16 protein-coding genes are annotated in these 23,651 nt (G+C 41.4%); 9 read left to right on the top strand and 7 right to left on the bottom strand.

Going from position 1 to position 23,651, the window contains the following annotated elements:
• Positions 1-33: 33 nt before the first annotated feature.
• Entirely contained in the window at positions 34-1,872 is a 1,839-nt protein-coding gene (locus PULV_RS07685; protein ID WP_193331378.1) for a M2 family metallopeptidase, read from the bottom strand.
• 306 nt (positions 1,873-2,178) lie between these two features.
• On the opposite strand from PULV_RS07685, the gene PULV_RS07680 reads away from it, so the two are divergent.
• Positions 2,179-4,503, top strand: a complete 2,325-nt coding sequence (locus tag PULV_RS07680; RefSeq protein ID WP_193331377.1) for an acyl-CoA dehydrogenase — start codon at positions 2,179-2,181, stop codon at positions 4,501-4,503.
• A gap of 44 nt (positions 4,504-4,547) precedes the next feature.
• Here PULV_RS07680 and PULV_RS07675 read toward each other — a convergent pair whose 3' ends face one another.
• The 5 genes from PULV_RS07675 to PULV_RS07655 form a co-directional block, all read right to left on the bottom strand.
• A complete protein-coding gene (locus PULV_RS07675) occupies positions 4,548-4,991 on the bottom strand; it encodes a hypothetical protein (RefSeq protein WP_086742304.1) in 444 nt (147 codons plus the stop codon).
• 132 nt (positions 4,992-5,123) lie between these two features.
• On the bottom strand, positions 5,124-6,092 hold the full coding sequence (cysK, locus tag PULV_RS07670) for a cysteine synthase A (protein ID WP_086742303.1): 969 nt from the start codon (positions 6,090-6,092) through the stop codon (positions 5,124-5,126).
• Between the two features lie 143 nt (positions 6,093-6,235).
• A complete protein-coding gene (locus PULV_RS07665) occupies positions 6,236-8,563 on the bottom strand; it encodes a carbohydrate binding family 9 domain-containing protein (RefSeq protein ID WP_193331376.1) in 2,328 nt (775 codons plus the stop codon).
• A 181-nt stretch (positions 8,564-8,744) separates the two neighbouring features.
• Positions 8,745-9,878: a Na/Pi symporter gene (locus PULV_RS07660; RefSeq protein ID WP_193331375.1), complete on the bottom strand. Its 1,134-nt coding sequence runs from the start codon at positions 9,876-9,878 to the stop codon at positions 8,745-8,747.
• Between the two features lie 296 nt (positions 9,879-10,174).
• Positions 10,175-11,782, bottom strand: coding sequence for a DNA-binding protein (locus tag PULV_RS07655; RefSeq protein WP_193331374.1), 1,608 nt, complete (start codon positions 11,780-11,782; stop codon positions 10,175-10,177).
• A 640-nt stretch (positions 11,783-12,422) separates the two neighbouring features.
• Here PULV_RS07655 and PULV_RS07650 point away from each other — a divergent pair.
• From PULV_RS07650 to PULV_RS07635, 4 genes are all read left to right on the top strand, one after another.
• Positions 12,423-13,535 carry a DUF3083 family protein gene (locus PULV_RS07650; protein ID WP_086742300.1) on the top strand — a complete coding sequence of 371 codons (1,113 nt, stop codon included), beginning with the start codon at positions 12,423-12,425 and terminating at the stop codon, positions 13,533-13,535.
• 80 nt (positions 13,536-13,615) lie between these two features.
• Entirely contained in the window at positions 13,616-13,930 is a 315-nt protein-coding gene (ppnP, locus tag PULV_RS07645; protein ID WP_193331373.1) for a pyrimidine/purine nucleoside phosphorylase, read from the top strand.
• A 140-nt stretch (positions 13,931-14,070) separates the two neighbouring features.
• Positions 14,071-14,604, top strand: a complete 534-nt coding sequence (locus PULV_RS07640) for a DsrE family protein (protein ID WP_227009375.1) — start codon at positions 14,071-14,073, stop codon at positions 14,602-14,604.
• A 2-nt stretch (positions 14,605-14,606) separates the two neighbouring features.
• A complete protein-coding gene (locus PULV_RS07635; protein WP_193331371.1) occupies positions 14,607-15,551 on the top strand; it encodes a L,D-transpeptidase family protein in 945 nt (314 codons plus the stop codon).
• Positions 15,552-15,668: 117 nt separating this feature from the next.
• On the opposite strand, the gene PULV_RS07630 is transcribed toward PULV_RS07635, so the two are convergent.
• The gene (locus PULV_RS07630) at positions 15,669-16,964 is read right to left on the bottom strand and encodes an anti-phage deoxyguanosine triphosphatase (protein ID WP_086742298.1); all 1,296 of its coding nucleotides are present in this window, start codon (positions 16,962-16,964) and stop codon (positions 15,669-15,671) included.
• Between the two features lie 385 nt (positions 16,965-17,349).
• Here PULV_RS07630 and PULV_RS07625 point away from each other — a divergent pair, with 385 nt between their 5' ends.
• From PULV_RS07625 to PULV_RS07610, 4 genes are all read left to right on the top strand, one after another.
• A complete protein-coding gene (locus PULV_RS07625) occupies positions 17,350-17,931 on the top strand; it encodes a C40 family peptidase (protein ID WP_193331370.1) in 582 nt (193 codons plus the stop codon).
• Between the two features lie 282 nt (positions 17,932-18,213).
• On the top strand, positions 18,214-18,864 hold the full coding sequence (locus PULV_RS07620; RefSeq protein WP_193331369.1) for a DUF2987 domain-containing protein: 651 nt from the start codon (positions 18,214-18,216) through the stop codon (positions 18,862-18,864).
• A gap of 368 nt (positions 18,865-19,232) precedes the next feature.
• On the top strand, positions 19,233-20,273 hold the full coding sequence (locus PULV_RS07615) for a Leu/Phe/Val dehydrogenase (protein WP_086743169.1): 1,041 nt from the start codon (positions 19,233-19,235) through the stop codon (positions 20,271-20,273).
• A gap of 231 nt (positions 20,274-20,504) precedes the next feature.
• Positions 20,505-23,567: a TonB-dependent receptor gene (locus tag PULV_RS07610; RefSeq protein WP_193331368.1), complete on the top strand. Its 3,063-nt coding sequence runs from the start codon at positions 20,505-20,507 to the stop codon at positions 23,565-23,567.
• Positions 23,568-23,651 lie beyond the last annotated feature (84 nt).

Here is a 23,651-nt window from a genome sequence, read left to right as displayed (position 1 = left end):
TTTTATTTTAGTTGCTAGCAACTTGCAACTTGTTTACCAGCCACATTGACGATCTTTATTTTGCTCATCAAGATAAGTTTGAAGCGGTGCAAAGTAATCTAAAATTGCAGTTGCATCCATTTCAGGTTTACCTGTCACTGAGGCTAGCGCTTCTTGCCACGGACGGCTAGAACCCATTTCTAACATGGCATTTAAACGCTCACCAGCTTCTTTAGAGTTATACACAGAGCAGCGGTGAATCGCTTCTTTATTACCTGCGATTTCACATAAACTTCTGTGGAATTCAAACTGTAAAATGTGCGCAAGGAAATAGCGTGTATAAGGTGTATTGCCTGGTACATGGTATTTTGCACCTGGATCAAAGTCTGCTTCGCTACGAGCAATAGGGGCTTTTACACCTTGGTATTTTTCACGTAAATCCCACCAAGCTTGGTTGTAGTTTTCTGGTGTTACTTGGCCAGAAAATACCTGCCAGCGCCATTGGTCAACTAATAAACCAAACGGAATAAATGCGACTTTATCCATTGCCATTTTCATTAATAAACCAATGTCTTTTGATTCATCTGGCACTTGATCAAGAAGGCCGATTTCTTTTAAGTAGCCCGGCGTTACCGATAACGCAATGGTATCACCAATGGCTTCGTGGAATCCGTCGTTAGCACTTTCTTGATAATACAAAGGCAGCTTATTATAGGCACGTTGATAGAAGTTATGTCCTAATTCATGGTGAATAACTGAGAATTCTTCACCGGTACGCTGAATACACATTTTAATACGGAGATCATCTTTACTGTCTAAGTTCCATGCTGAAGCATGGCACTGTACGTCACGATCTTGAGGTTTGGTAAATAAAGAACGTTCATAGAAAGTATCAGGCAGTGGATCAAAACCCATAGACGTGAAGAATTTCTCAGCGCCTTTTACCATGGTTAATTCGTCGTAATTATGTTTGGCAAGCAGTTCTGTAACATCATAGCCAGGATCTGCGTTTTCAGGCGCGACCAAGTCATAGACATTGCCCCAAGTTTGTGCCCACATATTACCTAATAAATGTGCAGGAATAGGTTGATCTTGTGGAACTTTATCTGTGCCATACTTTTCGCCTAATTTTGCGCGAACATGACAATGTAGTGAATTATAAAGTGGTTTCACTTGGCCCCAGATGCGATCTAGCTCTTTGGCGAAATCATCAGCAGGCATGTCATATTTACTGCGCCACATTGCGCCAGTATCCGCATAACCAAGCTCTTTTGCGCCTTCGTTGGCAAGAATGACTTGTTGCTCGTAAAGTGGGCGCATTGGTTTAGACACTTGACGCCAACCTTGCCATAAATCAAGTAACTCATCGTAATCACGGCTGCTGGCCATTTTGGCTGTCATGTCACCTAGGCTGAGGCATTCGTCTTCAGTTTTACAGTATTTGCCTTTTCCGTATAAGCCACCTAATTCGGCCATTAATTTTGACAGCTCTGCATTTTTGGCTTCATCTTGAGGGGCTGCCAAGGTTAGCGCTTGTTTGAGTTTATCAAGCTTGCGGCGTGTATCGGTGTCTAATTTAAGATCATTAAATTTCGCCGCTTCATTGGCTAAACGCACAACTGCTGCGGTCATTTTCTCGTTTACTGCGGCAGACAGTTCAGAAGTATCATGGGTGATGAAGTTAGCATAAACCCATTCTGCACGGCTTGATTCTAGATAAAGCGCTTTGAGTTCTTTTTCTGAAGCGACAAGAAACTGCTTGGCGTCTTCAGCGGTTGCAGCAGCTACAACAGGGGCTGTTTGAGTTGTTTGTTCATTATTACAGCCGACTAAGGTCAAACTGGTGCTGACCATTAGCGCGGTTAAGCTTAATTTAAAGGTTTTTGTTTTCATGGTGTTTCCTGAAACATTTTTATTGTGTGGTTTGCATCATAGCAGGGCAGTGAAGGTGGGTAAATTGCTATAGATTGATCCTCAATTGTGATTTTAACGAATTTTAGAAAATCGTTGTATTAACAAACAATTAATCAGTTATGATAGGCATAATGTAAATCATGCACAGTGTAATTACACTATGTTGTAAACCAAGCTTTATGTGAATATTTAGGTCTTAAATCTGATTTGCCAACAACAAGACTTTACAGCACATCGGGCTATACTTAACGTCAATGTTTTGAATTCACTAAAAAGGGATCTTGTATGTCTATTTTTATCCTCTTGATTGTGGCGGTCATCGTCATTTTCATGGTCACTGATATCCGCATGAGTGTGATCAGTCGGCCAGCCTTTAAATTTTTCAAAAAAGTCTTACCGCCACTTTCTCAAACCGAACGAGAAGCGATGGAAGCAGGCGATATTTGGTGGGATGGTGAGTTGTTCACAGGTAACCCTGATTGGCAAAAACTGCACAGCTATGCCAAGCCTGCGTTGTCAGAAAAAGAACAAGCCTTTTTAGACAACCAAGTGCACACGCTGTGTAACATGCTTGATGACTATAAAATTGTGCATCAAGATAAAGATATGCCCAAAGAAGTCTGGCAATACCTTAAAGATGAAGGTTTTTTTGCGTTGATTATCCCAGAAAGCTATGGCGGGCGTGATTTTTCAGCGATTGCAAATTCGACCATAGTATCAACCATTGCCACGAAAAGCTTAACGGCTGCGGTTACGGTGATGGTGCCCAATAGTTTAGGCCCTGGTGAGTTGTTGATGCACTATGGTACTGACGAGCAAAAAGAACGCTGGTTGCCAAGTTTAGCAAAAGGAAAAGATGTGCCTTGTTTTGCATTAACAGGCCCAGAGGCCGGCTCTGATGCTGGCTCTATTCCCGATACTGGCGTTGTCTGCGAAGGTGAATTCAATGGTGAAACCGTACTTGGGTTACGTTTAAATTGGTCAAAACGTTACATTACGCTTGCGCCTGTCGCTTCAGTATTAGGGTTGGCGTTTAAAATGTATGATCCTGATGGTTTATTAGGTGATCAAACAGATATTGGGATTACCTGTGCTTTAATACCAACAGATCATCCGGGAGTGCAAATTGGTGAACGTCATTATCCGATGGCAATGGCCTTTATGAATGGTACAACTTATGGTGAAGATGTCTTTATTCCCCTCGATTGGATAATTGGTGGGCCGGAATTTGCTGGGCGTGGTTGGCGAATGTTGGTCGAATGCTTAAGCGCTGGACGAGGCATTTCGTTACCAGCTTTAGCCAGTGCGACAGGCCACTTAAGTGCGAGAATGACAGGCGCCTACGCTTATGTACGTAAACAGTTTGGTTTATCAATTGGTAAATTTGAAGGGGTACAAGAGTCATTAGCGCGCATAGGTGCTCATACCTACGCACTCGAAGCAATGCGTTTAATGACTGCGGGTGCCATTGATATGAAGTTGAGCCCATCAGTCGTGACTGCGATTGCGAAATATCACATGACAGAAATGAGCCGAACAGTGGTCAATGATGCGTTTGATATTCATGCTGGTAAGGCCATTCAACTAGGACACAATAACTATTTGGCTCATGGCTACATGGGAGTGCCGATTTCGATAACTGTCGAAGGGGCGAATATTCTGACCCGAAATTTAATGATTTTTGGTCAAGGAGCCACCCGTTGTCACCCGTATGTCCTAAAAGAAATGGAAGCCGCTGCCAATGAAGATCATGAAGCAGGCTTAAAGCAGTTTGATGAATTGTTAGCTAAACATATTTTGTTTGCAGGGACTAATGCCACAATGGCGCTATTTCATGGTCTGACAGGTGCACATTTTAATTCATCACCTGTATCAGGCATGACAGCTGGATATTACAAACAACTCGGTCGTATGAGCCGTGCTCTGGCTATTTGTACTGATGTATCTATGTTGATTTTAGGTGGTGAGTTAAAACGAAAAGAGATGATTTCGGCGCGTCTAGGCGACGTATTAAGTCATTTATACATCGCGTCTTCGGTGTTAAAGCGTTTTGAAGATCAGGGTCGCCAGCAGTCTGATTTACCGTTTGTTCAATATGCGATAGAAAACAGCCTGTATGAAATAGGCCAGGCAATTTATGGCTTTTGTGATAACTTCCCGAATAAAGTCATTGGTTTTACGTTAAAGCGTTTAGTGTTTCCATTAGGCAATAGCTATAAAAAACCCAATGATGATGCAGCTCAGCAGATTTGCACGCACATGCAACAACCTGGAGTGATGCGAAATCGTCTAACACATTTATGTTTTATTGATGATAATGCAGGCACTGGGGTGATGGAGCAGGCATTCCAAGCTATGTATCGCTGTGAAGGTTTATTTGCCAAATTGAGCAAGGCCCAACATAAAGGTCAACTTCCTGCCAAGGTCTCGATTGTTGAGCTGATTGAAAAAGCGAAGTTCAGTAAACTGATCAGTGAAGATGAAGCAGAAACCATGCTAGCGGCGAATGAACTGCGATTATTAGCAATCAATGTTGATAACTTTGCACCTGGAGAGCTCGAAGGGACAAACGTTAAGGCATCAAAGTCTAAAAAATCAAAAGCGGCTTAAGGTCATTTAAATACTAAAAAGCCAACAATCTGTTGGCTTTTTTATTATCGGCCATATGGGTCGTCGATAATCTTTTCGACAAACCAAGTCGATTTCACTTTAATCAGCTTAATACTGCGCATATCGTCTACTTTATTACCATTGAGCTGGCCTGAAAAAATCAGCGTGATTGTGGCATTATCACCATATATTTTGCGAACAGAGCGACTGGTTTGATCAACCTCTAGATTTACACTATCAAATTGCATATTAATAACGTTACGAGCGAATTGCTTGGTTGAGCCATAAGATTGAATGATCCGCGCTAATTTAGGGGTCGACATTTCCATGACTTTTTCTAAATCTTGGTCGTTATACATGGCATGGAAAAAAGTAATTGCGGCGAATTCTGGCGTATTAGTGTCACCTTTGATATCTGGGCCATCATCTCCACAAGCCATCAGAAACAAAGCACACGTCGCTATTAACATTGAACGAATGTAAGACATAGATTTTTACCCTTTAACATTATCGAATTGTGTAAATACTTTATAACTATATCAGCTGAAAATGGATGCGCAAACCTATCATTAAAGCAAAAAAAAAGGGCACTTACGTGCCCTAATTCAAATACTTATTGATTACTGAACAAGTTCTTGATCGCTGAACTCTTCAGCAAATAACGGTGAAGTTAAGTAGCGCTCAGCCGAGCTCGGTAAAATTACAACGATGTTCTTATCGGCGTTTTCAGGCTTTTCAGCAATTCGAATAGCTGCAGCAACCGCAGCACCAGAAGAAATACCGGCAAGGATACCTTCTTCTTTCATTAAGCGGTGAGCAGTGGCGATAGCTTCATCATTTGACACTTGTTCAACACCATCAAGCATCTCTAAATCAAGGTTGCCTGGGATGAAACCAGCACCGATCCCTTGGATTTTATGAGGTCCTGGTTTGATTTCTTCTCCGGCTAATTTTTGAGAAATAACCGGTGAATCAACAGGCTCGACCGCGATAGATTTAACATTTAAACCTTTTTCTAATTTAAGGTAGCGGCTCACACCTGTGATAGTACCGCCAGTCCCTACACCTGCTACGAAGAAATCAACCTTACCATCGGTTGCTTCAAAAATCTCAGGGCCCGTAGTTTCAAAGTGGATTTTAGGGTTGGCTGGGTTTTCGAACTGTTGTAGTAAAATGAATTTTTCAGGCTCTGCTTGTTGGATCTCTTGTGCTTTTTCGATTGCGCCTTTCATGCCTTTAGCGCCTTCAGTCAATACTAAGTTTGCACCAAGTGCTTTTAGCAGTTTACGACGCTCTAAGCTCATTGTGTTTGGCATTGTCAGTGTCAGTTGGTAACCACGAGATGCGGCAACAAATGCAAGTGCTATACCTGTGTTACCTGACGTAGGCTCAATAATTTGCTTGTCTTTGGTTAATTCACCTGATTTTTCTGCTTCCCAAATCATCGAAGCACCAATACGACATTTAACGCTGAAACTTGGGTTACGGGCTTCAATTTTGGCAAAAACATTACCCGAGGTAACGCGGTTTAATTTAACAAGCGGTGTGTTACCAATTGCCAGAGAGTTATCATTAAAAATTTGAGACATGTGCTTTCCTTAAAGTTGATCCGATTAGGAATCTATTGAATCTAGCATACAATTATGACCTAAAAAAAGAAGGAAGGATTGGCTATAACTTATATCAATTAAGCTTATCTTTTTGTAATTAAAAAGGGCCGCAGCCCTTTAATTTACAGTAACCAGGCATAGCTGAGTTTCAAGAATATGGCTCGTTCAGCGCGCTTCAGTCGCTCGATGTCATCATCTTGATAGCCATTATCCGAATAACCAGCAAAAAACACGGTTTGTGGATTCACTTTATATGAATATAACAGTTGTGTAGAAAAGCTTTGGTACTGCTCATTGACAGGTTTAAGGTAATTATCAGCATTGCGGTCGATATCGGTATAAATAAACGCTAGACGTAAAAAGCTTTTAATATCAAATTGATATGTTATACGTGCATCGGTTAAATTGGCCGTAAATAAATCTGCATTGGCGGCATTCATTTTCTCATAAGTGTGGCGTAGCTTCAGTTCTAGGTGACGGGTTAAATTGAAGTTAACCACTGGGCGTATCCGAACGCGCTCACCAATTCGGTTATTGCTGAGGTCAATTTGATCCCCAGATGACAGATTCATACTCATAAATAAACCTGCCATAGGTTTTATTTCAGCATACAGAGCGACTAAATCTTCATCAAATAAAGTCGTATTACCATCGATGACTAACGAACTTTTATCATGACGCAAACCGGTTCTTTGACGCTGCATCAGTTCTAACTGGACATAACTTTGTAATGGCCCATTGATAGAAAAGCTGGCTTGTAACTCCTTTTCGAGCAGCTCTTGATTATCGTTGTGACTGATATCCCAATCACTGTAAAACTCCATGCGATTCCACCAAGTTTTGTCATCTCCATACCAGCGGTAGCGCCCACCCGTGACAAACTTATTAAAATCAACTTGGCCCATAAAACCAAGATCAGCCCTAAACTCATCGCCAATATTGCTGTAATTTGAAAACGCCATCCAGTGTTTTTCATTGTGTTCATAACTAATGCGATAGGCGTTATCCTTTAGCGGTGTATCCGATAATACCCGCAGCAGCGGTTCGCTATAAGCACAGTCACTGCCAATTTCACACTCGGTTTCGTCTGGGTTATCGCAGCTTTGACTCCCACACAAATTATCAACGAATTCGTCACTGTATTGAGTATCTGACTGCGCATATTGGAACACAAAAGTATCACTGTCTGTGAAACGATATTTGGTGTCTAAGCTGACCATGTAGTTATGGTAATCATCAGACTCTCTGGCGGTTGTTGTGGCGGCGATTGAGAAATCATTTGAAAAATCATAACGATAACGTCCTGCAGCATTTTTTGACTTGTTATCAAGCGACACTATGGTTGAACCTAAATTACCAGGGATAATGATGTTACTTTGTTGATCGTTGGCAACAAATGCAGCGAAGTTATGCTGACCAACGTTCCCGGTCACTTTTGCGCCAAAATCAGGCTCTGCAACATTGCGGGTATAAATTAAATCCCAAGGGGAGGTGAAGTAATCGGCATTATCGGCAAAAAACGCCCGTTTTTCGGGGTAAAATAGTGCAAAGTTATCATTGATGCTGAGCTGTGCTACATCGGCTTCAACTTGAGAGAAATCAGGGTTAATCGTGGTATTGAGTGTCACATCCGGTGTGATCCCCCATTTCACATCTAAGCTTGGTTCAATCGTCGAATCATCTTGCCAATCAGGGTGAGCACTGCTGATGTCGCGCTGTTGACTTTTTCCCATCACAAGTGCTGGGACAATAGTGAGGTTGTTTCCTTGTTGAGTCTGCTCAAATCCTGTGACGGTATGCATTTGGCAAATCCAACAATTATTATTGTGATCGATTTTTATGCTTGAAACGCGCAGTCGCTCATTGCGAGGTATAAAACGTACAAACTCCATTGCCATTTGTTTGGTTTTGACGCTGTCATCAAAGTTGAGCATCCGAAAGGGAATGGCCACTTCGACGATATAACCTTGTTCATTGATTTGCCCGGCACTTTCCCAAATACCATCCCAAGCATCGCTTTCTTGCTTGGTCAGTTCATTTTCAATTGAATCCATTTGCACACCTAATGGATTAATAAAAAACTGATAAGCGAGCTTTTGATTATTAAAAGAATCAATTTTTAACCCAACTAAATCATCATCCCATGCCCGATCTCTATCTCGGTAAAAAGCACGGATGTGCTCGGGAGATGAATCAAATGCTTGGTAGGCAATATAGAGCATCTCGCCATTTTCATAGACGAGCACATCCATTTTTTCGTCACTGGGGATATTTTCATACGGCCAAGTAACATTATCGACTTTAATCGGGTAAGCCTGTTGCCAGTGAGGTTCATCTAATACTCCATCAATCACGGCACTTTTTGCAATGTAAGGAATATCAATTTTATCGGCAGCAAACAGAGAATGAGTAAAAAAACAAAAGGCAGCAGCAACAGTGCGTTTTATCATGAAGAGTCCAGAACAATGTGATTTTAAAACAGAAATTGTGAATTAAATTAGGCGCAAATGTATCATGAAGCAATTTTTTAACGATTAAATGCTTTTTTGTAGGATGAGATAACGATTCAATAACAAAAAAGGGCCGCCTAAGGCAGCCCAATCAAATAGGGAGATTAAGGCTTTAAGTTGTCTAGCGCATCGCAAAAACAATTAAACTTGGGAAAACAAAGAACACACCCAATACATAACTAAGTGCCATCAGTTTGTTTTCTGCGCCAATGATAGCTAAGCGGTCTGCCGCTTTTAACGGTAAATCACGAAGCATTGGAATACCGTAAATAATCGCCACAGCAAGCACATTAAATAATACATGAACCAACGCAATCGTCAGTGCCACAGCAGCAGTTGGACCCGAAATTGCGGTTGCAGCAAGTAAAGCTGTAATGGTGGTGCCAATATTCGCTCCTAACGTAAACGGGTAAATTTGTTTAGTTGAGAACATGCCACTGCCTGCTAAAGGGATCATTAAGCTTGTCGTGGTGGAGGAAGATTGCACCATAACTGTCACCATCGCACCTGAGGTGATCCCTGCGACAGGGCCTTTACCGATGGCACTGTGTAAAATACCTTTCGCTTTACCTACCATCACTTGCTTTAAGATTTTACCGAGCCCAGTGACAGAGACTAAAATTAATCCAATCCCTAAAATAACCAGTGCAATGCCTAAGCTTTTTCCATCTAAGAAACCAAGCACAGATTTGAAGAAATCAACACTTGGGCTGATCATCGCTTTCATAAAGTTCATGCTTTTAAGCGATAGGTTGGCATCAGAGATAAACAGCTGCGATAAACTAGTGGCTATTTTTTCTAAAAAGCCAAAAGCCAATTCAAGGGGTAAGAAAATAATGACTGCGAGTAGATTAAAAAAGTCATGAACGGTTGATGCACTAAAGGCTCGTCTAAACTCGGCTTTTTCTCTGACATGACCAAACGAGACAATGGTATTTGTGATGGTTGTGCCAATGTTAGCCCCCATAATCATCGGGATGGCAATGTTTAACGGTAAGCCGCCTGCGACTAAGCCGACGATCACCGAAGTCACGGTTGATGAGGATTGTACTAAGGCAGTGGCTAATGCACCCATTAATAACGCGACAAACGGATTCGTTGCGAACGCAAAAATCTCTTTAGCGCCTTCGGAACCACCCGAGAACAGCTTAAAACCACTGCTGACAGTACCCACAGCGACAAGCATCAAATAAACAAGAAAAGCCACGCAAAACCAATTAAAGATTTTTTGCGGTAAACGAGGTTGTGTATGCATTATAAAGTGTCTCAGCCACAGCAAACATCATTTCTGCCTGGCTTGTTTAAGTGTGATTGCATCCTGCAAAGGTAAAAATGAATCAGTGCAAAAACAGCACTCATTCTGCGTTGTGCGGCATTAAACAGTAGATTTGTTACAGATATATTTCAGTAGCAGAACGTGGAATTAAAACTTACATTAAAATAACTTAAAAGCTTTTTAATCAGGCAGTTAGGCTTGTTGGTTGTGTCTTTTTTAAAGGGGAGTGTGGTGAAATAGGCCTCAGTAATGAGGCCTATTATGACTATGTATAATTATGCAAATTGTTTTTGATTACTGAGTTTAGCATTTTCAGATTTGAGTTGTTCATTCAAACTTTGCACTTGTTTAAGTTCATCCTCGAGCTGACGCGCTTTAGATTGTGCTTGTTCGGCACTATTTGTCAGGCGCTCAAACGTGTTGGTTGAGTTTTGCTTAATAAAATCAAGTTGCTCAGAAATTCGTTTGTTTTCAGAAACTGCTTTTTTGGCCTCTGTTTGTTCATTAATTAATGCGCTTTCGAGTTCTTTTATTTTAGCAATTGCTTGTTCTGAGTTGGTAGTGAGACGCTCAATCGTTGAAGTCGAACTGTTTTTAATGAAATTCATTTGCTTTGACAACTGGATATTTTCATTTCTAAGTTCGGTCATCATTTGTTGAGAAGACAGCACTTCTTCGCGCGCTTGCTCGACTTCTGTCTTTTGGCTATTGAAGGTTTCTTGCTGGCTTTCATTGATTCGTTTAGCTTCTACATTTTGTTTTTTCAGCTCTTCAATATTTTGCTCTGCGGCTTGTAAGTTTTGTTTAAGCTGCTTAATTGCTAAGGTCGAATCTTCAAGCTCACTACCGTGTTGTTCAAACTGTGCTTCACTGTCTTTAAGCTGCTGCTTTAATTTGCTGACTTCTGAGGTGAATGCTTCGACTTCGCCTTGAAGGGACGCAATAATGTCTGCTTTTTTGGTTAATTGCTCGGTTAAAGACTGGGTTTTTGCAATTGCATCAGCGGTTGCTTTTGCAATTTGTTCATCTCGGCCATCAACCAAAGACTTAATTTTTGAATTGCTATCGGTGGCAAGGGTCGCGAGCTTACTTTCAAACTCATTTTTGAGTTCGCTGACTCGTTTTTCACTTTGCTCTTGGGTATTGGTCAATACACTTTGATGCTTCGCTGTTAATTCACTGACTAGTTTTTCGTTTGACTGGGTCAGATCAGTAATGTGTTTGTCGTAATTTTGTTTTAATTCAGCAATGGTTTGATTACGGTTATCGGTTAACTCACTAATGAGTGATTCATACCCTTGTTTTAACTCAGATAGTTCTGCCGCTGTTGAGTTACTTAAATTAGATAGTTTTTCTTCGTAGCTGTCTTTTATTTCAGACAGATTTTTTTGAGCATCGTGATTGAGCGCTAAAATTTGTTTTTCGTAATGGTTTTTAAGCTCAGTGACTTGCTGCTGATTTTTTTGTTCAAGATCGTGAAGGGTATTGTCAAAGTTTACTTTGTCTTCTTTAACTTGCTCTGAGAGTTCTTTAACTGATTGACGTAACTCGGTTAATTCAGTTTCGGCTTCGTCTAGGCTTCTTAACGATAAGTTCTCGACTTCTAAGGCTTGCTCTAACTGGGTGTCTTGATCATGATTTAGCGCTTTTGCGTAGCGTTCGACTTCATTTTTAAACGATTCTAAAAAATCTTTGCTCAAGCCTGCAGGCTCGGCATTGGCTTTTGAGTGTTCGTGTAATTCCTGACGCCATTGCTGATAAAAGCCTAAAATTTTAGCTTGCGGGCCTGAAGACTGAGCGAGAATTTTGGCGGCGGTGACTTTTTTACCTGCAATCAAAAGTTCATCACAGATTTTTTTTATATCTTGGTAATTTGTTGTCATTTTTTTCCTCTACGTAAGTAGATAATTTACCATTTATAGGAAAAGTTGTAGCTAAAGTATTTGTATTATTTCAATTGATAAGTTGTTTCTTTTTATACACAAATGCCACAAAACCTAGAGAAGACACGTATTCTTAGAAAATAGGGCTCAGCATTAAGTGTGAACAAAAAATCAACAATTAACATACAAATGTCATAATTGGGACATTGGCTAAATTACGCTAATTTCTCCTAGGGATCAAGGAAGGAAATAGCCCTATTAATACAATTAGTTCAATAGTTTTGTTGTCCACATTTTATTGCGTTTGTTAGTTTATATAACTCGCTGTTTATAGTTAAGTTTCTAAATGGTATCCATCACTCTTCCTATATTGAAGCATACGCCAACTCTTTGGTTTTATAGAGCCTTTAGATAATAAAGCCAGTATTTTGTCAGTTTTGCAGTGTGAGTGAGGTTGGCTGGTCGTTTCACATTTTTATTTCAATATACTCAATAGTGTTGAGCATTTGTTTCGTGCGGTGTTTAGGAAAGGAAATTAGGCTTGTTCCCTTTTTGTTTTTTGTCATGAGATTGACTCATTAAAGTCAAAAAATTGCCATTGATTCAGAGTACCTTTTGCGCATAAAGCAAAGGAGAGACCATGTTACAATTAAAAAAACGACCATCAATTATACATAAACGCAGTAGTGCGAATAAAGTGTATGTACCTGGTAATGCTCGCGATAATCATTATTTACTGGTTTCATTTCGACCTGAACATGTAGCACTGGCAACAACGGATCCTCGGTTCGCTGATAATTACCGTCAGTTTAGCGAACAATTTTTTGCGTTATGCCAACGTTATGAATTACATAATACGCATATTATCGCCAATGGTAAGTTAGCCAGAGTTCGTTATGGTGAAGAGCAGCAACATATTGAAACAGATGAACAAATTATCTTTTTTTATCACCCAGCGATGCATACAGGCCATCATTTATTTGTTAATGAAGCGCAAACGGTCGATAAAATTGATTTGTTGTTTTTAGCCAGTGGCGAGCAATTGCGAGAGACTGCGTACTTATTTCATCAGCAAGTGATGGCGTTAATGGCGGAGTTTGCTTTGTTAATGAATGTGCCGCTAAACCAGATTAAAGTCAAAGATCATCAGCACTTAACTTATGATTTATATGCCCATAAACGGGGTCATAAACAAACTAAAACCCATGGTTTGAGGCAGCTTAGCTATCGCTATCAAGAGCAGGGACTGGAAATTAGCCCGCACAGTCAAAACCTGACATACGCGATCACAAATATTCCCGTTAACTTGACGATGCGCCAAAAAATTCATCAAGAGTTTGATGAGCATATTCGCTATCGGGATTTTTATCAGTCGGTTATCACACAAGTAACCCGATTATGCCGCCAATATGAGTTGTCTCATTGGGTGCTTGTCGCCAATGGCCAAATTCCATTAATTCGAGCAACGACTCAGCATGCAGAGTCGGCTCGACGAGAGTTATTAGATATTGGTATGGATGCGGTGCAGGCATATCAGCCACTTATTTTTGTGGATGAAGCTCAATTAGTAGATAGCCTAAGTTTGGTATTTATTGCCACAGATCAAGATTTACAGCGTAACGGCTACGGTAAATTTGTAAATCAACTCACGATGATGATTAAAGAGTTAAGCGTCTCACTTGGTTTAGAGCCTGAGCGTGATGCATTGATATTGCGCTTTTTCCAGCATTTATCATACAAATTGTCAGCCTAAACATAGACCTTAGTCTCAATATTAACCTGTTTATAGACTATGGTAAGCTGTTCTTTTTACATTGAGAATGAGGAAAAGAGATGGAACAGTTTGAATGTGTCACAGTAGGTAAGGTGGCTAATGTGTATTTTGATGGTCAAGTGACGAGCCGTACAGTGACATTTAAAGATGGCAGCAGAAAAACACTGGGAATTATGCAGCCAGGTGAGTATGAATTTGCCACTTCATTAGCTGAAGTCATGGAAATTACTCAAGGGCAGCTAGAGGTATTACTACCAGAGCAGACCCAATGGCAAGCAATTCGTGCGGGTGAATTGTTCGAAATTGCTGCTCACCAAACCTTCAAAGTCAAAGTGCATACGATCACTGATTATTGTTGCTCGTATTTCGAGTAACATCGACAAGATACTAAATTAGAGGCCATGTGCCTCTTTTTTTGATAAAAAACATAGCTCTTTTAAATAAGAAGTTTTTATTCGTCAAAAACAATAAACTTGTTTATCCTCAGATGATTAACTGTTTTAAAGGAACCCCCGTGAAATATATATTCTTGTTGATTAGCTTAATTGTTACAGGCTCTGCTGAGGCGACAGCAGCTAAACTGCAATCAGGCCCTGTGATAACGCCCTTTGGTAAACATTACCAAGTTGATTCGGCCATACCGGTCAGTGCGCAGACACGACTTAAAGTGGTGTTTGATGTCAGTGAGCAATCGGGAACGAAAAAAGAAAATCGTTATTTCAATAGTTTAGCGCGGTTTATCAACATGCATGTAAGTGCGGGTGTACCCGTTGAGAACATTGAGCTAGCGTTAGTTGTTCATGGTGATGCGGGATATGATTTACTCAATGATGGCGGTTTTCAAAAAGAGTATCAGCGTCCTAACCCGAGTGCGCCGCTTATCAGTCAATTACTGAGCAATAATGTAAAAGTGTATCTATGTGGCCAATCAGCTGCTTTTTTAGATATTAAACAGACTGATTTAATTGATGGGGTCGAGGTGGCGTTATCGGCTATGACGGCACATGCTGTCTTAGCTCAACAAGGTTATACATTTAACCCATTTTAATCGTGCGAAGGTCAATAATTCATTTTTTACTACGCTGGTGTAGTGTTGTTTTATTTGCACTCCCAGCTCACGCGACCGTTTATCCGCTTCCAGACAATGGCCGCTTAATTGGCGATCCTATTTTTCATCGTGCGACACATGGGGATTATTTTCAGAATATCGCTGAGCAATACAATGTTGGCTTTTTAGCCTTGATGGCAGCCAATCCTGATCTTGATCCTCTTTTTGTCAAAGCGGACACAGTAGTGACAATTCCGAGTCAAATGATTTTGCCCCAAGTGCCACAGCGAGGAATAGTGGTTAACTTACCTGAATTAAGGCTCTATTATTTTGAACCCTCTGGTCAGCAAGTGTATGTGTACCCAATAGGCATGGGGCAGCCGGGTCTGCGCACTCCTGTTTCAACATCTACCATAAGTGAAAAGCGTACGGATCCTAGTTGGGTAGTGCCGGAATCATTAAAACAGCGATATTTAACCGAGCAAGGGATACAACTACCAGATGTTATGCCGCCGGGGTCTACTAATCCATTAGGGCGGTTTGCAATGAGGTTAGGTAGCAGCGAATATTTAATTCACGGTAGTAACCAACGTTTTGGCATCGGCATGAGTGTCAGTTCTGGGTGTTTACGGTTGTTTGATGCGGATATAGAAGAGCTATTTTCGTTGGTTACGATTGGCACGCCCGTGCGCATTATCGATCATCCTGTAAAAATCAGTTATGAAGCCAACAATGCACGTTATGTTGAGATCCACAGCCCTTTGTCTGACTCAACGATATCGGCCCAATCGCCGCACTATCATCAAGCGTTTGACACCCTTATCAAAGGGCAAAATGATCCTCAATTGCGCGCCGAAGTGACGCACAATATTGCCAAGCAGGTGACCTTGATGTCGGGATTACCAGTCAATGTGGTGCCAAGTAATACAAGTTCAACAGATAAATAAATATAAGCCCCAAGTTAACCAGAACTCTGAAAAATAAATCCAGATGTGAGTAAATCTATTAACCAGAGAGCAGGTTACTAAATTCAGGTTCGTGACACCTTCTGAGCGCTACGTGTCTTAGGGTGCGCTAAATAAACGCTGATGCACTTTATACGCATATTCATCTGTCATACCCGAAATATAATCGCTAATAACTCGATGCCCTTTTCCATTTTTTTCTTGCGCATCAGCCCATTTCGCTTGGCTACTGCTTGGCAGCAGACGCATTGGATCACTCGCAAAGGCGCTGAATAGGTCAATGATCAGCTTTTGTCCTTTAAATTCGATTTGTTGAATTTCAGGTTTACGAATGACGGCTTGATATATAAAACGCTTTAAATAGGTTAAAAACGCAGCTAGTGGTTCGCTTAGTCCGACTTGATAGCTGAGTAAACTCGATTGAAAGCGCTCATCTTGCTGACTGACATGCGCTTGAGTGATAAATAGATTCACTAATTCACCGATGGCGTCTTTGCGATCAGGAGCTTGGCATGAAAAAAGTTGCTGACTAATGCGCATTAAATTCGCTTTGAGCCAAGGATGGGCAATTTGTTCAAGTTCATTGACGGCCAGTTCATGCCAATGAGCCGAGGTCACAGTACCAGTGGCGATGGCATCTTCAAGATCATGCACGGCATAAGCGATATCATCTGCAAGTTCCATAATTGAGCAATCGAGAGATTTGAACACAGTTCGCTCACGAAATTCATCAAAGGGTTGGTGGCTTTGTAAAAGTGCCGCATCGTGTTTTGGCAGCGGCGCTAAAAGCCATTCAAAGACATCTTCGTCTGCTTGGTATAACCCTTTTGCTGGGCGCCAATCAGCCGAATTGATAAAGGGATCATTGACATTAATCGCAGGTTGTTTACGCCAAAGAGTATCGATTATTTGTGGGTATTTGATAAAACCAAGGAGTGTGCGCCGAGTGAGGTTCATGCCAAAGCCTGCAGTGTAAGGCTCAAGTTTTGCCACAATTCGTAAGGTTTGACCATTGCCCTCAAACCCGCCATGGTCGCGCATCATATAATTGAGCGCAATTTCTCCGCCATGCCCAAACGGTGGGTGACCGATATCGTGGGCAAGGCAGAGGGTTTCAATCATACTCCGGCAGGGCAAAATAGCTTTATATTGCTGTTGTGAACGTAATTGACCCAGTATACCACTGCCAATTTGGGCCACTTCAAGAGAGTGAGTCAGTCGGGTACGATAAAAATCGTCCACACCTATCCCCATAATTTGAGTTTTTGCTTGTAAACGTCGAAAAGCGGCAGCATGGATAATTCGCGCACGATCTTTTTGATAGGGGGTACGATGATCATCTGGTCGTTGTTTGTTTTCTTTGCCGCGACGTTCTGCCCAATGATGTTGATCCATTCCAACTCCTTTTAAGTGGTTGCACATATTTTGCAACAACTGTGTCTAGGGGCTGTAGATCTTTCGTGATGATTTTTGCAGCGAGTTGTTGGGTATTTATACAAGGCAGCGCTTTTGTGGTGTAGCGAGCTACACGAAAAAGCGATAACGCAGTAGAAATACCCAACAAACGCTGCCCGAAGGGTTCGGCTAAAAGCGTATTTCTCTTTGTTGAGCAGTATTTGCTTAGAGTGACTAGACTACACACTACTCGCCGCGATAAAAACGCGTTTATCTCGAACGAAATTTAACCACAAAAAATCAACAGCCCCTTAGCTCATTATTTTATTATGATTTTAATAGTATAAAATTAAAAGCATCCATGTGCATTAAATTAGGAGGGCGTATGGCGCTACCATTGCTTTTAATTGCAAGTGCATTCGGGGGGCTGTATTTAAGTGAACAGCATAAGAAGGCACTCATGCAGCAAGATGCCAATCGAGGTTTACCTCTTGATACATCGACAGCGAAAGAAGCCATTGGCCGATGGCCATCAGACGTTTATCCCAGTTCGCTCAGCGTAACCCCAGTCCCAGGGAGTATCGTTTGCTGTAGTGTCTATCAAGCATTTGATCATACAGGTGTGGTGATTGATGAAGATACGATTGTTGAATTACACGGCAGTGGTCTCGTCAGAGCAGTTTCGCCCAAACGTTTTTTAAGTGATCGCAGTGGTCGGCACATTTTTATTGCCTGCAACCAACTTGCTGAGCCGTTTGTATTTTCAAAGGCAGTTCAGCAGGGCGCCCAAGAAGTATTTAATTTTTACGATTACCATGTCTTTAAACAAAATTGCTATCGTCATACTTGGCTGTGTTTAACTGAGTGCGACCAACAAATTGATTCGTTTGAAGGTTTTAATCAGTTACTCAGTGATACAGTACAGGCACCTATCTATTGGGATGTGGCAGCGTTTAAGGCGCCCTAACTCGCATTTGAGGTGGCTTACTGTATAATACGCCAACTAAACAAGCGTTTAGCGAAACGGAAATTCGGTCATCTAGGTGATAAGAACTGAGAGAATTGACATGATTAAAAGCGCATGGCGACTATTTGTGGTCCGTTTTTGTATAAGCAGTTGTGTTTCCCCTTTATAAACCATCAAACGACACTGACACCTTTCGTAGAATCAGGTTCAATAATAGAAAATGTGATCAGTACTACGTTGAAAAGTGATGTGTGATGGTTGTATCCAATCAGGAATATTTTAGTGAATAAGCATTTTATTAGTATTGCATTACTTAGCTGCGCATCGTTTGCAAGCGTAAGTGCAGAGTTTGCCGTTTCTTATGATGGCTTTTACGACAGAATGAAAGTGGTGAATAAAGGCGATTACCTCCAAGCACAGGTGGGCTTTTATTTGGTCGATGCTAATCAGCCAAAGGTTGCCTGTGATATTGCATCGGGAAAAATAGTAACAGAAAAAACCGAGCAGCCTTTGAGCTTCACCTCATCTGGGCAACTGTTACTGCCTTTTGAACAGCAACTTGATAAAGACAAAGCAGTTGTTGTGGCACAAACCCGCACAAATCAATGTCAGCTTAACATGCAACTTGAAGCGATAGATGCGTATCAGCCGGCCTTTACAAAAGGGGCGTTGTTTAACACTTATACTGAGCTCAATGATTTAATGGATGACTTGTCAGGCTTTTTTATGACAAAAATATTTTCCTTTTTAATGCCTTCAATGACAGGTATTACGCTTGAATTTGCTCAACCCGCGCATGTCATCGACAATACTGATTGGTTATGTGAAGGTCTACGTTGTCGAATGACCATCAATGACCAGTGGCAAGATAGTCAAGAAACTGTGCATTTTAGCGCGGCCCCTATTCGTATTCTTCCTTATTTTGAACAATAACCAATCGGCTGTTATTGCCCAATAACAGCCAAATCCTTTCAATGAGTGAGTCCTGTATCGACTGCTTTATCAGACCTTTCTGAGGGTCTATTTTGTAAAGATTTTATTACAAATAAATTTCCTTTTACGTTAACGTAAACTTATTGTGCGAGTTCCGGTCTTTATTTGGTATTTATAGTTGTTAATTTATCCCGGGTTGAATTAAATTTCCTTTATTTTGTTTTTTGTTGGATTAATTTGTTCTTAATGTGGCTGATGGTAGTTTTATCATCTCAAAATGTGGCGTGGCAAAACAGTTGGTGATAGAGTTCGGTCAAAATCAGTATTCATACTACCTGCTGTCAGGTGAATCATTTCGGAGAAAAAGCGTGGCTGTATTTAACAAAGTTGAGTTTGATAATCACGAACAAGTGGTGTTTTGCGCTGATAAAGAATCGGGCTTAAAGGCAATCATTGCGGTGCACAGTACAAAGCTTGGTCCTGCCGTGGGTGGCTGTCGTCTTTGGGATTATGTCTCTGATGAAGATGCTGTCTATGACGTACTTCGTTTATCAAAGGGCATGACGTATAAAAATGCAGTAGCGCGTTTACCGTTTGGTGGCGGTAAGTCGGTCATTATTGGCAATGCAAAAGAAATCAAATCTGAAGCACTATTTCGTGCGTTTGGTCGTCAATTAGAGCGTTTAAGTGGTTCGTATTACTCGGCTGAAGATGTCAATATCACCTGTGCTGATGTGGCTATCATGAATAAAGAAACAGACTATGTGCTGGGTCTTGAAGGTAAAAGTGGCAACCCATCACCTTTTACTGCTTTAGGAACATTTTTAGGCATTAAGGCCGCTTTTCAGCATCAACGCGGACATCAAGATCTCAGTGGCGTTAAAGTTGCTGTACAGGGTCTAGGTGCCGTTGCATACACGTTATGTAAATATTTGCATGAAGCGGGTGCAGAATTATTTGTCACTGATATTAATCAAGCATCTATCGATAGAGTCGTGACTGATTTTAAGGCTACCGCAGTCTCTATTGATGAAATTTATGACTTAGATGTTGATGTGTATGCACCGTGTGCGCTAGGCGCGACGATTAACGATTCAACTATCGAACGCTTGAAAGCGACCATAGTTGCAGGGTGTGCCAATAACCAACTTGCAGAAGGTCGTCATGGTGAAATTTTACGTCAAAAAGGTGTGTTATATGCACCTGATTACGTGATTAATGCCGGTGGCATCATCAATGTTTTTTATGAAACGTCGCCAGAGGGTTACAGTGCTCAAGCTGCAACGAAACATGTTGAAGGCATTTTTGATACGTTAACTGAGATTTTTACTCGCTCAGAAGCAGAGCAAAAATCAACTCACCTGATTGCTGATGAGTTAGCACAAGAAATAATCGCAAACGGTTTGTAAATAAAGAATTTAATACTCGATAAAAGCGCAGCCAGATGGCTGCGTTTTTTTTGCTCTGCTGTGCAAAAAGTTTACTTGCCGCTTACAACGCTGATAGATAAGTATAAGGATCCGCGTGCCCAGTATCCTTGTTGGAATAATAAACAGTCAAAATAGGACAGTTCAAGCAAGTAATTGAACCAAAATTTTAACAATTACAATTAAACCAACATAAATAGGGGAAGGCTCATAATGAGGGGAGCTCTAAAACAAAAAGACAGCGCTGTCTTGTCTGGTGCACGTTTTAAACATTCAACAGTCGCATTAAGTGTTGCTGCGTGTTTATTTTCTGTTAGCGGTGTTGCAGCAGAAAAAACAAAATCAGAAGAGGCGATTGAAGTCGTTGAAGTAACGGGTATTCGCGGCAGTACCAAAGCGAGTATCAATACTAAACGTTTTGCATCAACACAGGTTGACGGCATTAGCGCAGAAGACATCGGTAAATTACCCGATGTGACGATTGCAGATTCTTTACAACGTATTACTGGTGTTCAAATTGAGCGCACAGCAGGGGAAGGTGGACCTGTTGCGATTCGTGGTTTACCGCAAGTTGATACCACAATGAATGGCGAAGTATTTTTAAGTGCGACCACCATTGATTCGTCTGGTGCTGATTTTGGTGATTTACCATCACAGCTTTTTTCTGGTTTAGATGTCTATAAATCAAGCGAAGCAAAAAGCTCGGCAGCAGGTATTTCAGGTTCAATTGATTTACACACGCGTCGTCCGTTTGATATGGCTGAAGGTTATACATTTGCAGGGGGGGCTGAAGTTACACGCGGTTCAATCAGCGATGAAACGGATCCGAATGTAAATGGCCTATTTAGTTATAATGGCGATTCATGGGGCGTGTTGTTCACTGCGGTCGTCTCTGAAGCAAATCTTGCCACCGATTATAATGGCTATTTTGATACGTCAGAAAATGGTGGCATTGGCGCTGCAAATAACAACCACACTTGGGGTGCAAACCCACGTGGCGAAGAAACACGCCATGTTGTTCCACAAGGCTTTGCTGCCTTTAACAAGCAAGAAAAACGTGAACGTCAAGCTTTCCAATTTTCATTCCAAGCAGATTTAGGTGAAGGATTTACCTTAACGACGGATGCGTTTTACACCAATCAAGATCGTTTCAATAATCGTCGTGGTTTATCACAAAATAACCGCTGGAATAGCTTCAATGACTATGCCTACCCAACAGCAGATGGCTGGACAGGCGATACATTTACTGATGAAGATGGTAATGCATGGGGCAGTGTGAACGCGTTTGATATGAAGTCATACCGTTTACAGACGTTTACCCAAGTAAATAACAACGAAGAAACATCACAAAACTTCAATTTACAACTCGATTATAACAATGGCGGTGCACTCACTGGTCAAGTGCGTGTGACACGTGCCAAAGCGACCGCTAAAATGCGTCATGGTTATGGTGAAGGCGATATTTTATCTATCGACCAAGGGACATTAGTGACAGGCCCTGGCCAATTCTCGCAAGGTGAGCATTGTAATAACGGTGAAGAAATTGTTGGTAGTAATGGCGGTTGTTATGCCAGCTTTGCGCCGGGCGGAATTGAAGATCAATTTATCTTAAGTTATGACGCACGAGGCGAGTTCCCGCACTTTAGTGGTTTTGATCAACTCGTCAATGGCGGGAACGGTCTACGCTCTGTGGCTGATTATATGGGCGATATCAACTCGTATCATATTGGTGCATTTTCATCTGAAGGTAACACAGATGATGAAGGTGAAATCAATACGTTTAGCACCAAGTGGAACTACGCGTTTGATGACCAACCTTTTATCACCAGTGTTGATTTCGGTATTCGTATGAGTGAGCGGATTGTTGATCACGATCAGTTCACCTACACCTCAAACTTCGGTGACGGCTGTGATATCGCACAGTGGAAAGCGGTTGACCAATATATGAACACCCCAGGTTGTGAAGGCAATCCTGCTGCGGGCGAATACTTAACAAAAGATGTCGGCGACCTGACTGCAGGTACTTGGGTTCCTTACACGATTTTACCTCCAACACGTTTAGATACGCACACTACAGTTTCGTATCAAACGGATTTTGGTAATGTCACTGGTATTCCGGGTATTTGGTCTATTGATCCAAGTAACTTTAAAGATCCACGTCAATTCCACTTAGATACTTTTGGCAACGTTCAACGCACAGAAAACGGCGGCGCGAGCTACGATGTGACTTTGGAAGAGTTTTCGTACTTCTTACAAGCTAACTTCGATTACAACATTTTCAGCGGTAACTTCGGCTTAAAAGTGGTTGAAACTGATTTATATGTGAAGCAAAACTTAGTTGGTGCCAGCCTACCACACAGTGGTTTAGGTCCAGATACTGGCGATGTCGTAACAGAGCGTAGCTACACTGACTATTTGCCATCACTCAACGTGAATGCGGCTGTTCATGAAGATGTAATTTTACGTGCTGCGTACTCTAAAAATATGCAAGCGCTGAATCTTGCAAGTTTAGGTGGCGGTAAAACGGTTGGCCGTGTAAATAATGAAGATTGTAACTGTCTTCGTGTTGTAAACGGTACGTTGACGGGTAATCCAAATCTTGATCCGTGGCGTTCAAGCAACTATTCATTGTCAGCTGAGTGGTACAACGGCGATGCGTCGATGTTGTTTTTAGCGACCTATATGATCGACATTGAAAGCTTCACCGAAGGTGGTGTGGTGATGATTGATGAGCCAGATGCCGATGGCATCAAGCGTGGTCCATGGCCATTTAATACCCAAGTGCAGGGTAACGGTGGTGATGTGACTGGTTTTGAAATCGGTGCTCGAGTTGCGTTTAGCGATATTACTGACATCGCATTGTTAGCAAATGTCGGTTTTGATGCGAACTACACCTACAACGATAGCTCGCAAGAAGCAAAAGATGTCAAAGGTAACGACTTACCATTCGTTGGCATGTCAGAAGATACTTATAACTTAGTGTTATGGTATGAAGATGATAGCTTCTCGACTCGTCTCGCTTGGAACTCGCGTAGTCCTCGTTTGATCACGCAAGGCACAGTCGGCGCAGTGGGTGGCCAGTCATTGTATCAAGATGATTACTCTCAACTTGATATTAGTGCGACTTACAACATCAATGATGATTTCAGTGTGTATGTCCATGGTTCGAATATTCTTGAAGAATATCAACAAACATACTTAGAGTTTTCATCTCAAAAAGCATTCCAAAATGTGTATGAAGCACGCTGGACTTTGGGTGCACGCATGACGTTTTAATTAAGTTTTCTTAATTAATAACGCTTAATAAGCCACCGTATTTTTATACGGTGGCTTATGTATTTAAAAAATAGCAGTAGAGTG

This window comes from Pseudoalteromonas ulvae UL12 (assembly GCF_014925405.1).
GTDB classification, from domain to species: domain Bacteria; phylum Pseudomonadota; class Gammaproteobacteria; order Enterobacterales; family Alteromonadaceae; genus Pseudoalteromonas; species Pseudoalteromonas ulvae.
The sequence above is the reverse complement of the archived record's forward strand: the minus strand, read 5'-3'. Positions and strand labels throughout refer to the sequence as shown.